General features: G+C 59.8%; 13 protein-coding genes. 6 read left to right on the top strand and 7 right to left on the bottom strand.

Annotation, left to right across the window (positions count from 1 at the left end):
* Positions 1-16: 16 nt before the first annotated feature.
* Positions 17-508 (bottom strand): redoxin domain-containing protein, encoded by a 492-nt coding sequence (locus tag KF757_06515; protein ID MBX3322626.1) that lies wholly within the window; start codon positions 506-508, stop codon positions 17-19.
* Positions 509-606: 98 nt separating this feature from the next.
* On the opposite strand from KF757_06515, the gene KF757_06510 reads away from it, so the two are divergent.
* Entirely contained in the window at positions 607-1473 is an 867-nt protein-coding gene (locus tag KF757_06510; GenBank protein ID MBX3322625.1) for a YggS family pyridoxal phosphate-dependent enzyme, read from the top strand.
* Positions 1474-1494: 21 nt separating this feature from the next.
* Here the strand turns inward: KF757_06510 and KF757_06505 are convergent, their stop codons facing one another.
* Positions 1495-2334 carry a hypothetical protein gene (locus KF757_06505; protein MBX3322624.1) on the bottom strand — a complete coding sequence of 280 codons (840 nt, stop codon included), beginning with the start codon at positions 2332-2334 and terminating at the stop codon, positions 1495-1497.
* A gap of 538 nt (positions 2335-2872) precedes the next feature.
* On the opposite strand from KF757_06505, the gene rny reads away from it, so the two are divergent.
* Positions 2873-4459 (top strand): ribonuclease Y, encoded by a 1587-nt coding sequence (gene rny, locus KF757_06500; GenBank protein MBX3322623.1) that lies wholly within the window; start codon positions 2873-2875, stop codon positions 4457-4459.
* Between the two features lie 3 nt (positions 4460-4462).
* Here rny and KF757_06495 read toward each other — a convergent pair whose 3' ends face one another.
* The 3 genes from KF757_06495 to KF757_06485 all read right to left on the bottom strand — a co-directional run bounded on the left by KF757_06495 (position 4463) and on the right by KF757_06485 (position 8880).
* Positions 4463-7687 (bottom strand): prolyl oligopeptidase family serine peptidase, encoded by a 3225-nt coding sequence (locus KF757_06495; protein ID MBX3322622.1) that lies wholly within the window; start codon positions 7685-7687, stop codon positions 4463-4465.
* A 136-nt stretch (positions 7688-7823) separates the two neighbouring features.
* The gene (locus KF757_06490) at positions 7824-8225 is read right to left on the bottom strand and encodes a hypothetical protein (GenBank protein MBX3322621.1); all 402 of its coding nucleotides are present in this window, start codon (positions 8223-8225) and stop codon (positions 7824-7826) included.
* Between the two features lie 82 nt (positions 8226-8307).
* Positions 8308-8880 (bottom strand): thioredoxin family protein, encoded by a 573-nt coding sequence (locus KF757_06485; protein MBX3322620.1) that lies wholly within the window; start codon positions 8878-8880, stop codon positions 8308-8310.
* A 79-nt stretch (positions 8881-8959) separates the two neighbouring features.
* Between KF757_06485 and KF757_06480 the strand changes: the two genes are divergently transcribed.
* Positions 8960-9556 carry a MarC family protein gene (locus KF757_06480; GenBank protein ID MBX3322619.1) on the top strand — a complete coding sequence of 199 codons (597 nt, stop codon included), beginning with the start codon at positions 8960-8962 and terminating at the stop codon, positions 9554-9556.
* Position 9557: 1 nt separating this feature from the next.
* Here the strand turns inward: KF757_06480 and KF757_06475 are convergent, their stop codons facing one another.
* Positions 9558-11174 (bottom strand): hypothetical protein, encoded by a 1617-nt coding sequence (locus KF757_06475; protein MBX3322618.1) that lies wholly within the window; start codon positions 11172-11174, stop codon positions 9558-9560.
* A 5-nt stretch (positions 11175-11179) separates the two neighbouring features.
* Positions 11180-11785, bottom strand: coding sequence for an NfeD family protein (locus tag KF757_06470; protein ID MBX3322617.1), 606 nt, complete (start codon positions 11783-11785; stop codon positions 11180-11182).
* Between the two features lie 161 nt (positions 11786-11946).
* On the opposite strand from KF757_06470, the gene KF757_06465 reads away from it, so the two are divergent.
* From KF757_06465 to KF757_06455, 3 genes are read left to right on the top strand one after another with little or no spacing between them, the layout of a single operon-like run.
* Positions 11947-13227: an ABC transporter permease gene (locus KF757_06465; GenBank protein MBX3322616.1), complete on the top strand. Its 1281-nt coding sequence runs from the start codon at positions 11947-11949 to the stop codon at positions 13225-13227.
* A complete protein-coding gene (locus KF757_06460; protein ID MBX3322615.1) occupies positions 13224-14291 on the top strand; it encodes an ABC transporter ATP-binding protein in 1068 nt (355 codons plus the stop codon). Before KF757_06465 ends, KF757_06460 begins: the two co-directional genes overlap by 4 nt.
* 11 nt (positions 14292-14302) lie before the next feature.
* The gene (locus KF757_06455; protein MBX3322614.1) at positions 14303-15424 is read left to right on the top strand and encodes a glycosyltransferase; all 1122 of its coding nucleotides are present in this window, start codon (positions 14303-14305) and stop codon (positions 15422-15424) included.
* The last annotated feature ends 163 nt before the right edge of the window (positions 15425-15587 follow it).

Raw genomic sequence — 15587 nt, 5'->3', positions numbered from 1 at the left:
GTCCAAAATCGAGAACTTATGCCACCCCGGCGTGTGCCAACATGCTGTCAAAGTCCATTGCCTGACCAGGCTCTCTTGCTTCGGACCATTTCACTTTCAACTGCCCCCCAACTTTCTCCACAACAACCGTCCCGCGATGCGCGACATTCATATCCGCCCAGTACAGCCCATACGCCCGGCAGACCTCCCGGTGCAGATCGGCCAGCAGCACCTGCTTGAGCCCCAACTGATCCGCCCATGCCTTGAGTGCTGCGAAACTGTCGCACGAAATCCCCACGACTTCCAGCCCGGTCTCGCGCGCTCTGGACAATTCGGACGCCACGCACTCCATCTCGCTCGCACACACCGATGTGAACGCGAACGGGAAAAAGCACAGCATCACCCCTTTCTTCCCGACCAGTTCAGACAGCTTCCGCGTCTTGCGGTCCTGGTCCATCAGCGAAAAATCGGGGGCCGCATCGCCCGGCATCAGCACCGTCTGTCGCGGGGTAAGGTGTTCGTTCCTCACATTGAATTCCTTGTGCAAAACGTGCCCGGTTGGATCTCGCCTCGAAGTCGCGTATTCTACGGTTGTTCCAACACGAATTCTGAATCGGTCTCGGCATCATGGACCAGAACCCAACGCTCCAGCAACGTTTCGAGGAAGTCAAGCGACGCATCGCGGTCGCTGCAGCTCGCACAGGCCGCAAGCCTGAAGATATCTTTCTCGTGGCCGTCACCAAGAACGCCAACCCTGAACAGATTCGCACTCTCCTCGAACTGGGACACCGCGACTTTGGAGAAAACCGCGTCCAGCAACTTGCACAGCGAGCATCAATCGTCCGCGAATGGTTCGAACGCCTCCGCGTTCTCGAACGCACACGCGAATCGAGCGGTGGCTCTCAGGCTGGCAAGATCCTCGTCTCCGGCAAACCCGCAGGCGATGGCACACTCCACGGCCCCGCACGCTGGCACCTCATCGGACACCTTCAACGCAACAAAGTCCGCAAGGCACTCGAACACACTCGTCTCATTCAATCCATCGACAGCCTGCGACTCGCCGAAGAACTCCAGAGTGTTGCCGATCGACGCGAAGTCCCGATCGACGTTCTCATTCAGGTCAACTGTTCTGGTGAGGTCTCAAAATTCGGATGCCCCGTTCCCGCAGCCATGCCCTTGGCAGAACAACTCTCCACCATGCTCAATGTTCGCGTCCGGGGCCTCATGACTATGGCTCCGCACTACGATGATCCGCAGCACGCACGCCCAGTCTTCTCGCGTTGTGCCGATCTCTTCGAGGAAATTCGCAAAGCCGGCATCGGTGACGGACGCTTCAATCTACTCTCGATGGGAATGTCAAACGACTTCGAAGTTGCCATCGAGGAAGGTGCCAACATCGTCCGCGTCGGTACCGCGATCTTCGGCCCATCCGAGCACGCAGAAGATCCCGAAGACGCCAACGACCTTACGGAAGAAGAAACCGCCAGCACCTGACTGTCACGCTCCAACCCTCGGTCACCGCAGCCTCTGCCCCGTCGAGTGCATCTCCGGGTTTTTCGTCACACGCAGCACAGCCGTGCCTCTCAGAGTTTGCAACGAGATCGGGTTCGATTGCGCGTTCCACACCCCGCTCCATCGCTTGGATTCGGCACGCACCGATGTCGTACGCCCGAACGCCGAACCGAAAATAGCGCGGCCTCGATCGGTCTGAAGATCAACCGTCCCACCCGAGTTGGGCGCGAGAATCAGGTCCACGTTTCCATCCGAAGTGCGCAGACTGATGGGATCGACGATCTTGCGTCCCGTTCGCACTTCGACGTGACCGCCACTCCCACGATCAAATCCGCTCTCGATCGTGTGCGCCCCGCCCGATCCGACGACCAGCACCGGCCCGCCCGCATTGCGAATGAACACCCCATCACACGATGGCATCAGCACCGTGATCTGCACCCACGCCGGCGGGTCCGTTTCGGGCGAAGCCTGACTCAGCACACGCAGGATCGAGTTGCCGTCCTCGATGACGTGCTCTGCCACCACACATTCCTCGTTTCGGAGTGATTCCCACTCGGCCTTGGAGTACTTCCCCCGCCATTGCGCACGGGCATAGACAAACGCCTTGTCGTACTTGTCATCCACCTTGACGGTGACCGAACCGTTCAGGTTTTCGATGTCGATGGCCACGGGCTTCGACCCATCGACCACTTCGCCTCGAATCGGCAGATGATCGGAGTATCGTGTGGACAACCCATCCGGTCGAAGCGACTGCTTGGCGTAACGTTTACCACACCCACCCAAATAAGGGGTGGTCAGGATGATCAGTCCGACAATCAGCAAACGGAAAATACGTGTACTCATGCTTGGGATCCCAAAGGGTGAAATGCGTCTCAGCACTACCTGTTTCGGTCAGACCGGGTTCATCCCTGCGAGGAATGGTGTCAAAAACACGCAGCGAGTCTTCCAGACAGGTTACGGCGGGATTGTACTCGACGCCTCATGAGACTTGGTGCCAGATCAGAACTTGGTTATACTATCTGAACGCAAGCGGGTCAGGCGGCGTGGCCTGATCCGGGATAGTACAAACATCGGCAGGACTCAGTCGCCGATGTCGCAATCAGATTCACCTCACCGGGACAAAAGCCTCGGGTGCATGGATGACGCTAGTGGGTTTCTTCGAGTCATGTTTGGATTTATGCCTGTTTCGGGCATTGGACTACCCGGAACCGGGCACTCCAAGTCAGAACCGCGCCCAACGGTCATCGGCGGGGACCTCGGTATAGTGATCTGATCCAGCGACATTGCGGCGGGATTGACGGACGCAGCGAAGCGTCCAGATCCGGTTCGGCCTTGAGCAGGCAAGCGCGGGAAGGCGCCGGCCTGCGGAAGGGTGTCGCATATGAGATTGGCGACATGGGCAGAAATCACAGCCTTTGACCTCGTGTTCGGGTTGGTCGGAATCGCGCTGGGCATCGTGGTCGGAGTGTTCGGTGCCCGGTTCATCATCAACCGCACACTGGCGGGCGCCAAGGCCGAATCCGGCACGATCGTGGCCGCAGCCAAGCGGGACGCCGAGAGCGAAGCCGAGCGTATTCGTCTCGAAGCGGAACGGAAGGCGATCGAGCGCAAGCAAGCCCTGGATTCGGAAATCGCAGAGGCCAGAGCCGAACTCAAAGAGAACGAACGTCGCCTCGTCAAGCGAGAAGACGTTTTTGATCGCAAGGAAGAAGCGCTGACGCGCAAGGACCAGCAACTCACCCGACTTGGGGAGCAGCTTGCCGAACGGGAAGCGAAGATCAACGCACTGGAAAAGCAGGCAGAAGGCCTGATCGAGGAGCAGAACTCCATGCTGCGCCAGATCAGCAAACTCACGGAAGAGCAGGCAAGGGATATCCTGCTCGAACGTGTCGAAGCCGACTCCAGGCATGACGTGGCCAAGGTTGTGCGCAAGATCACGGAAGAAGCAGAGGAAAAAGCCAAGGAACGCGCCCGCGAGATTACGCTGATGGCCATTCAGCGGTATTCGACCGAGCACACCTCGGAATCCACAGTCCGCACGGTCGCGATTCCGTCCGACGACATGAAGGGCCGCATCATCGGCCGCGAGGGTCGCAACATTCGCGCGATCGAGAAGGTGACGGGTGTTGACATCATCGTCGATGACACCCCCGGCGTCATCGTCGTGTCCTGTTTTGACAAAGTGCGTCAGGCAGTCGCTGTGGAATCGCTGGAAAGGCTCATCGCCGACGGTCGCATGCATCCGACACGCATCGAAGAAGTTGTCGAGAAAGTGCGATCAGAAATCAACGAAAAGATTGCCAAGGCCGGCAAGGAAGCTGCACTTGAAGTCAATGTGAGGGGTCTGCACCCGAAGATCGTCGAGGCCATGGGCCGGCTGCACTATCGCACGAGTTATGGGCAAAATGTCCTGCGCCATTCGGTTGAGGTCGCGTATCTCTCGCAGATCATCGCCGACATGCTGGGGCTGGATGGGACGCTGGCGCGGCGATGTGGGTTCCTGCACGACATCGGCAAGGCCATGGACCACGAGATGGAAGGCGGGCACCCGAAGATCGGCATGGACTTCGCGAGGCAGTTCGGAGAGAAGGACGAAGCCGTGCTCAACGCCATCGGCGGGCACCATGCCGATATTCCTTCAACGACGTTCTACACCCCGATCGTGATGGCAGCCGATGCGGTGAGCAGCGCACGCCCTGGTGCAAGGCGTGAGTCGATGGACCGATATGTCCAGAGGCTCCAGGAGCTTCAGGACATCGCGATGGATCAGCCTGGCGTGCAGGAGGCCTACGCGATTCAGGCCGGTCGCGAGGTGCGCGTCATGGTCGATGCTGATCGCGTCAACGACGATGAGGCCTACCTGATCGCGCACAATATCGCCAAGCGTGTCAGCGAAGAAATGACCTTCCCTGGGGAGATTCGCGTGACCGTGCTGCGTGAGACGCGGGCGATTGAGGTCGCGCGCTGAGCATCACTCAGTCGGCTGCTCTTCTTGGGCCTCTTCGGTCGCTGGTTGTTCTTCGGTCTGCGTCGCAATGTGTGCTGTGCCCTTGCCAAGGTGACGAATCAGGAAGTCTTCATACTTGCGGTACCGCCCGATCGTCTTGACGTCACCACCGAGCCCGTGACCGCCGGTGGGATCGAGGAAGAGTTCGACATTGACTTCCTTCCCGGCTTTGAGCAGTTCGCGGTAGACTCTCACAGTGTCCTGGTAGAGCACGTTGGAGTCTTCCACGCCGTGGACAAGAAGCAGTTTTCCCTTGAGGTTCTTGGCCAGCGGGAGAAGCGAGAACTTCTCGAGGTCAGTCCTGCCCGGGTTGTTCGCGCCGATCGTTCCAGTAGAGTACCAGGAGTTGTAGTTGTGCCATTCGGTGGGGCCGGCACCCGCCATGCCCACTGCGAACACGTCCGGCTCGGTGTACATCGTCATCTGGGTCTGGAAGCCGCCGAAAGACCAGCCATGCATGGCGAGTTTCTTGTCATCTACCCCGTGATTCTTGACGAACCAACGTGCGCCATCGACAAGGTCTTCGGTTTGAGGCTTGCCGACCTGCTCGAAGTTGGCCTTCTCGAAGACGGCGCCGTAGCCGGACGCGCCGCGAGGATCGATCGTTGCAGCAACCCAGCCATGCACCTCGGCCATGTATCGCGCGAAGAAGTATGAGGGGGCAGCGTAATCGCCGCGGGTGGCCATCTTGCGCTCACCGAGCGGTCCGCCATAGACGTAGATCAGCAGTGGCCGCTTATCCTGCGGGGTCCAGTCGGCTGGTTTGAACATGTGCCCGTGGATCGTCTGGCCATGGCGGTTTTCGTAGGTGAAGTATTCGGGCGAGGCTGTGGTCAGTTTGTGCCCCTCCTCAGGATGAGAATCAGTGAGCACAGTCAGACTCTCGGGGGTGCCGGGGCGCATAGCAACGAGTTCGCTGGGGCCTCCGAAATCGACATACCGAGCGAGCAGATAGTTGCCGTCATCGCGCACCGCAACGCTGCCGAAAACTCCGGGACGATCTGTCAGTGTGCGCATCTGCCGCGATTCGAGGTCGATCGCGTACGCCTGCTCCTGATTGGGGTCGTCCTTGGTTGCAGTGACGAAGAGTGTTGAATGATCGCGAGCCAGATGGAACGGGTAGACCTCAAACTGTCCCTCTGTGATCTGCGAGAGGGCTTCATAGCGAGGGTCGAGCAAGTGCAGATGGCGAAAACCGGAAAGTTCCGTGATGAACACCATGCGCCGGCTGTCGGGCAGATACATCGGCGCGACCATGCCGGGCGTATTGGGGCCGCCATGATGCAGAAACTGATAGACCACGCGCGCGTTCTCGATCTTGAAGATCGGCTCTTCGGGTTCTGTCGCTGGCTTGTCGCTTTCGGCACTCGCGGGAGGCGTATCGACCGTTGTGGGAGGCACGCTCTTGGCGTTGGCGTCCACGAAGCCGGCTTCAAGAATCTTGACGTGCCCGCTCTGCTGATCGAACGCAGCAAAGGCAATGCGTGATGAGTCGGGCGACCAGTCGGGGATACGCATGATATCGCGAGGCCCGCTCAGCCTGCGTGTAAAGACGCGTTCGAGCGTGCCACGTTCTTTATCGTGTCCCGCGAGGTCATAGAGATAGATGCTCGAGTACGCCTCGGGCCACGGGTCATCGGGCATGTGGCGTGTGACCGTTTGCGCGCGCGCGAAGCGATCGCGATAGTTGACAATCGTGACCTGTCGGCCGCCGGACCAGTAACTGTCGCCGCGATTGGCCAGAAAGACAAGCCGCTTCTGATCGGGGCTGATGCGATAGCCAACCATGCGCTCGCCGTCCTTGAGTTCCGGGTCGAGCTGCATGATTGTGTGATCGTTGAATGAAACGCGCAGCAGCGAGCCCGAGCGCATGTATGTGTATCCTGACCCATCGGGCAGGTACTGTACATCTGCTTCTCGCTCGCGGGTGCGCGTCAGGCGAGACAGTTCGCCGCGATACGGGATGACGGGCTTATCGAACTTCGGCTCATTTATTCTCGTCGCTGAGTCGGTTGGTGTTGCGACTGCCTCGTTGTCCTCTATAGGTCGAGCGTCGGCGGTGGGGGTGGAGTCTGCCTCAGACTCATTCGTAGCGTCGTCATTCTGGGACTCTGGTTCTTCGGCGTCGGGCTGCGCAGCCTGTGCTGCGACAGGCTTGATGGGTGCATCCCACTGATTCAGATCGAACACAAGACGGTAAATCTCGCCATCAGAGATCAGCAACATCTCGTGCGACTTGGGTGACCATTCGATGGACGAGATGCCGGAATAGCGCGGCGCCCGCGTCCGTGGCGGTCGGCCGTCAACTTCATCATTGACCGTCGCATCATCATCGAGTACGACATCACCGAGTGTCAGACGTTCACCAATGGCACCGATCACACCCGCTGGCGGAGGCCTCTTCTTCGGCGTTTCAGCAGCAGCCCGCGTCAACTGGAACGTCAACGTCTGCGCAGGCTCAGTCAGCACAAGCAGGGCTGAGGCTCCTTCGTCCTTGATTGACAACGCGAACTCGCCCTTGGCACTGCGTGCCGCGTCGTCGATCGCACCTTTGAATGCGGAAGCAGCATCGTCGTAGGTCAACGCCTTGATCGTGAGACTCACAAGACCAACGCTCAGCTCGCCGACGAGATCGCCCTTCCTGTCGCGGGAGATCACCACCGAAGTTTTCCCAGTCGTGATAGGCCCGCCATCGCTGACCGCTGTACCTTCCCATGTGCCGAGCGGCCGATCGTCAATCCACTCGAGTTGCGATGCCTGCTCGCGTGCGAGTTGAGCCAGCGACACATTCGCAGCCTTGGCCTTTTTCTCACGGTCTTCGACCACCAGACGTGTCGATGCTTCGAACTCTGCCATTCGACTCGCCGTTGTGACCCGCCGAGTCTGCCCGGTGCTCGTATCGTGAATATACAGGTCGCTGCCGTGCCGACGCTCGTGATACGGCCGATACAGAAATGCAGCGAAGCGTCCGTCATGGCTGAAAGTCATGCTGCTTGCGCCGGGGCCGAAGAACGATCGTTCGGGAAATATGCGTTCGAGTGTCAACGCATCTTTCTTTTCGGTCTTGTCTTCGCGTGCGGCGGCCGCGCCGATCGATGGCGAGCCAAGAAAACACGCAGCTGCGAGCAGCACAAGCACACGCAAGTCCGGCTTGCTGGAGCGAATGGGACGGAAATGAGTCAGCAGCATGCGGTTCTCCTTGAAACACTTTTCTCGTCTGTTCTGGGCCCGATTCATCAATGCGAAGCCTGAGAATCGAGAGCGACAGATGGCCGAATAGGGTGGAACAGACTGCATCCGGGACTCGTTGATCACTCAGTGGCGTTTACGGGTCCTTTGCGTGGCGACGATACCGTTCGACGATGCTCGCCAACGACAACCCGAAGCCATAATCGCCATTGTTAAAAAAGACACCCGCGACTTCCTCGCCCTGATCCAGAGCCTGGCAGTAGTCGACAGCGTCCTGAACATCCATGTGAACGACGCTCGCGGGCTTGTTGTCAGGACGCTGATCGGCCATCGCCTGTGCCCGGTCTTCATCGGTGAATGCGAGCAAGTGAACGTGTCCCTCAGCAACCGCGCACAAGGGCTGGAGGTCGTCCCCTTCGCCAACGCCGAGGAAATACCACTGTTCGAGAGCGAACGCGGCCTTCCAGAGCGTCTGCTCCCCGATCTTCGATTGCGCAGAACGCGCGTTTTCTACGAGTACATCAAAGTCGACCGCCATGAGCGCCTCCGGGTGCCGTCGAGTGTACCTTAAAATCGCCGGAGCGGTGCAGAAAATCAACAAGGTTGGTGCATTTTTCGCGTCAACTCACGTCGCACGCCTCGGGGGGCATCCAGTGTGCATCCTTGCCGTCCCATTTGACATTGCACCCGACAGGTAATGTGATGGGCTGGCGAACGGGTACCCCCGCGACGAGGTCGGCCAGCGCATCCTCGAGTTCGTGCGTTGTGGATTTGGATGGGTCTCGTGGCGTGTCGATTGCCCGACCCTTGTACACCAGCCGCCTCGCGCGGTCGAAGACGAAAAAGTGGGGCGTGCGCAACGCGCCATAGGCCCGGGCGATGTCCTGCGTGACGTCGTGCAGGTAGATCCATGGAAAGCGATGCTCAGCCATGCGATCGACCATGTGATCGAAGTCATCCTCGCGATATGTGCTAGCACTGTTGCTATTGATCGCGATAAACGGAACCTGTGCGAACTTCTCAGCGATCGCCCTTGTCGATTCGTCGGAGTTGACGACATACGGACAGTGGTTGCATGTGAAAAACACGACAAACGGGCCACTGAATGAATCGAGCGAGACTGTTCTCCCGTCGGTCGAAGGGAGGGCGAATCGCGGAGCAAGATCACCGATATGAAGTGTGTTGAACTGCATGCTCAGAGTCTAGACCGTTTCAGGCTGCGGTTGCGTGCATGCCTGTTGCTCGGGTACAGTCAAGCCCGGAGTTTATGCCATGCTTTCGAACGCCATATTGCTCTTTCTGATCATCGACCCGTTCGGACTGATTCCGGTGTTCCTGGGCCTACTCAAGAATGTGCCTCCGGAGCGCCGCGGACGAGTGATTGTCCGCGAACTGCTGATTGCTCTCGCAATCCTGCTTGTGTTCTTGTTTCTCGGCCGCCATCTGCTCGGGCTGTTGCATATCTCCGAATCGGCGCTCTCAGTTGCGGGCGCGATCATCCTGTTCCTGATTGCGTTGCCGATGGTGTTTCCTTCGATCAAGATCAGTTTCGACGCAGAATCAACGGGCGAGCCTTTCATCGTGCCGCTCGCGACACCGATGATTGCAGGGCCTTCGGCTTTGGCGACGGTGCTGCTGATCGGCAGTGGCGATCCCGGCGCGTGGCCTTCGTGGGTCGGCGCGGTGATCCTCGCGTGGTTGGGGGCTGGTCTGATCCTGCTCGTAGGCGATCGCGTGGCAGCCCGCATCGGCAAGCGAGGTCTCGTTGCACTCGAGCGGCTCATGGGCATGCTGCTCGTCGCGATCGCAGTCGAGATGTTTCTTGGTGGCCTGACCCACTATCTCGAATCACTCGCACCCAGCGCCTGAATTACTCATCTGATCCCCGGCCATTGTGGGTTGAGCGGACCTTGCCCAGTGCCCCGGGCAGTTCGATTCCAGCCTGTTCGGCAAGTTCGTGCACGGCGGGGAGAGATCCGATCAGTCCGCTCAGAAAATCGGCCGTCGCACCGCGCGTCCCGGGCTTGCCTTCGACTTGTGATCCACTTCGACCACTATCCCACACGGTGATCTTGTCGATCTTGAGGTTCGCAATCGCCTTGACCTGTTCAGCAATCAGTTGCGGCAACTGCTCGATCATCAGGAGTGTCGGTGCCACTTGCGGATTCTCGCTACAGGCTTCGACGAGTTTGCGGTATCCCTCAGCTTTGGCTTCGAGAACCTGTTGAATGCCGCGTGCCTCGGCTTCATAGCGAGCAAGAATCGCGTCCGCTTCACCCCGAGCCTCGCGCCGCTGACGTTCGGCTTCGGCCTCGGCCTTGATCTCAACCAACTGCTTGGCGATCTCCTCGGGCGCGACCCTTTCCTTGGCCAGACGTGAGAGTTCCTGCGTACGCTCGGCGTCATAGATCTTCTGCCTGGCGATTGCCGTCGCGACATCGGCGCGGCGTTGCGCTTCGGCCCGGATCTCGGCCAGTTTCGCATTCGAGTCCGCAACCTTGGCCGATGATGTATTTTCGCCGTCAACCGCAGTTGCTTCGGCCATCGCCACCTGCACACGCTGTTCCTGTTCGGCGCGCTTGGCGGCTGCAACCGTTTCGGCCGTGCGTTCGGCGACCGCGATCTCCTGGTCGCGCTGGGCTTCGGATTCGCCACGAATAGCCTCGGCTTCAAGTTTCGCCACCGCAATGCGTCGATCCTGCTCAGCCTTCTTCTGCCCGGTGTCTGCCAGTGCCTTTTCCTGTGCAACACGCACATTTCGCTCGCGCACCGCCATCGCTTCGCCGACCGCGCCTTCGCGTTCCTGCTGCGACACTTCAACCTTTGCGCGATTAATCGCCTCGGCCGCAGCACGCTGCCCGATCGCCTGGATATACCCGCTCTCGTCCGTGATGTCGCGGATGTTGACGTTGATCAGTTCAAGCCCGATCTTGTTGATCTCGCCCGCGACATTCTCGTTGATGAGGTTCATGAACTTTTCGCGATCCTTGTTGATCTCCTCGATCGAAAGGGTCGCAATCACCAGACGCAACTGCCCCAGAATGATGTCCTGAGCCTGATTACGGATTTCCTGCTGCGAAAGCATCAACAAACGCTCGGCTGCGTTGTTCATCAGTACCGGATCGGTCGAGATGCCCACCGTAAACGTCGAAGGAACATTCACGCGGATGTTGTTCAGCGACAACGCGCCTTCGAGCGGAATGTCGATCACAAGCGGCTCAAGGCTCAGATACGCATACGACTGCACCAGCGGAATGATGAGCTCGCCACCACCGTGACGGCACTTGGCAGCCCGGCCTCCACCCACGCGACCATAAATCACCAGAATGCGATTCGATGGGCACCGCTTGTACAGCGTCTTGACGACCAGAACGCCGAACATCAACAGCAGAAACACCGCAAACGGCACGCCCAGCCACCAGAGTAAACTCGTATTGATCTGGGTTGCCTGCGCAAGTCCAACGCTGCTCGATGCGGTCATGCTCATGAAATTCATCGTTCCCCCTCAGAATAGTGTGCACCATCTCGCTCGACGACAACGGTGTTGTCTGCATTGGCACTGATCACGCGGACTCGTACGTTTCGGGGCATCTCGGGCCCATTGCTCACCGCTGGCATCGTCCGCAGACGATCCTTGACAACCACCTGAATCTGCCCGCGACCTTGACCGGCTGGCGGCACCGTCACATACACCTGCGCCTGCCGCCCAACTGCGTCGCTCATCGAAATGTTGCCGTTTGTGCGTAGTTCATGGATGCCGCGCAGGAGCCAGTACAACAGCCAGACCATCCCAATCCCGCAGACCACCGCGATGGCCACGCTCATCGGCAGCGACAGTCCGCTGCCCTTGAGCGCGCCGAGGCCTCCCCAGCCCGCGCCCATCATGAACGCCGCAATCGACTGAATCGAAACGACTTCGAACGCAAAGTCCGACCCGTCGCCAGCAACGTCCACTTCGCCGGCATCGTTGGCGGAGGCATCCAGTTCGCCGTCCCCGCCCATCAGCATCGACAGCGCGCGGATACCAAAGACCAGCGTCCCCACCAATGCGGGAAGACTGAAGATCGGCGTATAACCGCTCATGAGCATGTCGAACATGGCACTACCTCCGGCCACATGGGCCCGATTATCGTACACATTGCCTGATTGTCAGGTTGCCCCACTTCGTGTGCACATATGCACGCTCATCTCTTGGGAAAACACCACCGATCCTTGCACAGATGCCCGCTCGGGCCTCGCGGGTCGCTATCGTGTGTGCGATGTCCGAGTCTGCCACCCAAACTCCCACGCTCAATGCGCCCGTCGTCGCACGCGAAAATCCGTTGACCCGCAGCGTCGCGGGCATGATCGGTATCGGGTTTCTTACGCTCATCATGCTGCTGAGTTTCATCTCGGCACCCTGGACCTTTGGCTGGGCACGCACCCCCGACGGCACCGTCCTCAATACCGCTCGCTATGAAGCTGGCAACCCGCAGCAGGCCCGCGTCCAACCATCGTGGTGGCCCGCTCACGCCGACACCATCGACCGACTGATCGAAACCGCTCCGCCCGAACACCTCGAGCCCGCACTCGAGCACGTCGCACGCCAGTTCGGCCTCACCCCGAATGCCGTTCTGGCATCCACAGATCCCGACGTGAACGCGGCGATCATTGAACGACTCGGCGATGCCTGGCCACGATTCGTTGTCGGTTCCGATGCACTCGGGCGCAGCCTCGGCGTTCGACTCCTCGCAGGAGGCACGATCTCGCTCGGTATCGGGCTCGCGGCGGCATTCATTTCCGTGCTCATCGGCACGCTTTACGGCGCCACTGCCGGGTACGCCGGTGGCCGACTTGATGCCATGATGATGCGCATCGTCGATGTGCTCTATGGCCTGCCTTATATTCTGCTCGTCGTCCTCATTGCCGTCGCGGCCGATGGCATGATCGATCGCTTTCAGCGGGCAGCCATCTCGAATCGAACTGCCGATCGCATCAACTATATCGAACGACAGATTGCTATCGAGCCCCAAGCCTCGCCCGATCGCGTGGCACAGTTCGAAGCCGACGCGCTGGCCCGATTCGGCACAGGCGAACTCAGCAATCGGCAGCGCACTCGGATCGATGTGCTCGCACTCCTCCTTGCAATCGGAGGCGTCAGTTGGCTGACCATGGCGCGCGTCGTGCGCGGGCAGGTGCTGAGCCTCAAAGCCCAGCCTTTCGTCGAAGCTGCACGCGCTATCGGCGCGCCGGTCCATTGGATTTTTCTGCGCCACCTGCTCCCGAATCTGCTCGGGCCGATCATTGTGTACACCACCCTCACCGTGCCGCAGGCTATTTTGCAGGAAAGTTTCCTGAGTTTTCTTGGCATCGGGGTCAAGCCTCCGCTCCCAAGTTGGGGAAACCTCGCTGCCGATGGGCTTTCAGAGCTCAATCGCCATCGCAGCCACTGGTGGTTGCTGTTCTTCCCGTGCCTCATGCTCGGCGCGACGCTGCTCGCGCTCAACTTCGTCGGCGAAGGACTGCGCGAGGCCTTCGACCCGCGGAGGGCCAAGCGATGAACGCGACCGCTGCCCGCCCGATACTTCGTGTCGAAGACCTCGCTCTGTCATTTTCCAATGGCACAGCCGATCGCGTCTCCGCAGTCAATGGTGTCAAACTGACCCTCTACCCGCGGCAGACCCTTGCGGTCGTCGGTGAATCGGGGTGCGGCAAATCCGTCACAGCCTTGAGCACGCTTCGCCTCATTCCTACCCCGCCGGGGCGATTCGATCGCGGACGAATTCTCTTCGAGCGTCAGAACGGCCAGCATATCGATCTCCTCGCACTCGATGATCGAGCAATCCGCGAGGTGCGAGGCCGCGAAATCGCCATGATCTTTCAAGAGCCGATGACAAGCCTCAATCCAGTCTTCACCATCGGCGACCAGATCATCGAAGCGATCACGCTGCATCAGAACGTCAATCGCAAGCAGGCGATCGAGGTCGCGGCGCAGGCACTGACCGATGTCGGCATCACCAATCCAAAGGCACGACTTCGGGCTTACCCGCACGAGTTCAGCGGCGGAATGCGACAACGCGTCATGATCGCCATGGCTCTGGCCTGCGAGCCACGCGTATTGCTGGCCGACGAACCGACCACCGCGCTCGATGTCACCATTCAGGCACAAATCCTCGATCTGCTTGGTGCCCTCAAGCAATCCCGAGACTTGGCGATCATGCTTATCACGCACGATCTCGGCGTTGTCGCAGAACGTGCCGATGTTGTCTGTGTCATGTATGCCGGTCGGGTGGTCGAATACGCACCCGTTCGCGTGCTCTTCGATAAACCCATGCACCCGTACACACGCGGGCTGCTCGCCTGCATCCCTCGTCTCGGCGAGCAGCGCGACCGCCTCGAAACCATTGCCCAGACCATTGCTGATAAAGAAAGCTTCGGGCAGATTGAATACCAGGGACGTTCATTCCTTCCCTGGTGGCCCTGGCATACCCCGCCCGAGGGCTTGAATGCGCCCGCACTTCTCGAGGTTGAGCCACAGCATTGGGTCGGTGTCTGGGCCGATCCAAACATGAATGAAGGCAGTTTTCCCGATATTGCCCCCGTCGACATTCAGCCTCGAAACTGACGTCCGCTCGCATGTCATGCCGATACCATTGCGCTGTGCGTGTCGTGATCGTCACCGATGAACCCTTTGTCAGCCGCGAGCGAACGCTCATCCGTCGTTTGCTTGTAGGGCTGGCCGATGAAGGCGTCAGAGCGCAGGTGGCAGTTCCTGTAGAAGTCGCACACGCTGTCGAACTCGACGTTGTCGGACCGGTCATTCCGTTCGAGTGCCGCGGGACATGGCTCTCGCGACAGTTGCGTGCACAGCGCCTCGCCGACTCAATTCTGGCCAGTGCCCCCGATGTTCCCGTAGACGTCGTGCATGTCATGGGAGGGTCTGCCTGGGGGCTGGCATCCGATGTCGCCCGTCGCTTGCGCTCCATCGTCGTCTTTGAGGTCTGGCGAGCGGGCCTGAGCGATCGCTCTCGTGCCATGCGCGTCGCGGGCGATCATCGTGTGGCGTTCTTCACCTCTTCGCCAGGGATCGAACGCACACTGCTGCGCGAAGGTGCTGGGCTTGTCGTGCGTCTGACGCCTTGGGGGGTTCACGCACCCAGTCGCCCGAATCCGGTGCTGCGACCTGGGAGGCCGCCAGCCATCGTCCTTGCAGGAAGCGGGCGCAATACCTCTTCATTCTTGGCGGCGTTCAGAGGAGCATGCCTCACACTCGACGAATTTCCTGACGCCATGCTCTTCGTCGACGCCGACGCCGCACGCCGGGCCGGTATCTGGAAGCTCGCTCAGGCTGCAGGCTTGCTCGATCGCGTTTCGCTCATCGATGCCGTCGAGGAACGCCGCGACCTCGTCGTCCGCAACGACATCCTCCTCTACCCGGATCACCGAGGCGAGCAACGCACGCTCCTCCTCGATGCCATGGCCGCCGGCATGTGCGTCATCGCACACGCCGACCCCTTGGTAACTTGCCTGATCCCCGATCAGACCGCACGCGTGCTCAACGACCCGTCAGAAGAAATCTGGTCCGCTGAACTCCGCCGCACGCTCAAACTTCCGAACGAGGCGCGAGCCCTCGGTTTGTCGGCTCGCGAGCGCATCCGCACCGACTATCGGGCCACGAACCATGTGCGAAGTGTCCTTGACGGATACGAATGGCTCACGACTTCGGACGCTGTCGCGTTCCGCGAAACGGCCCGCTGAGTCCGATACTTCAAACTCCGTCGGTCTGTAACGCGCCGCGGACGCCGACGGACCTCCTTGCACACAAATTGTCTTCAGAACAGACTGGAGCGCGCGGTATGCTGTCAAGGAAGGCACCCAAACCGGGTTGCCTGTGTGCCAACCGGACACAGATCAGAAATAG

The sequence above is a fragment of the Phycisphaeraceae bacterium genome (assembly GCA_019636795.1).
In the GTDB taxonomy this organism is placed as follows: Bacteria; Planctomycetota; Phycisphaerae; order Phycisphaerales; family UBA1924; genus JAHBWW01.
The sequence above is the reverse complement of the archived record's forward strand: the minus strand, read 5'-3'. Positions and strand labels throughout refer to the sequence as shown.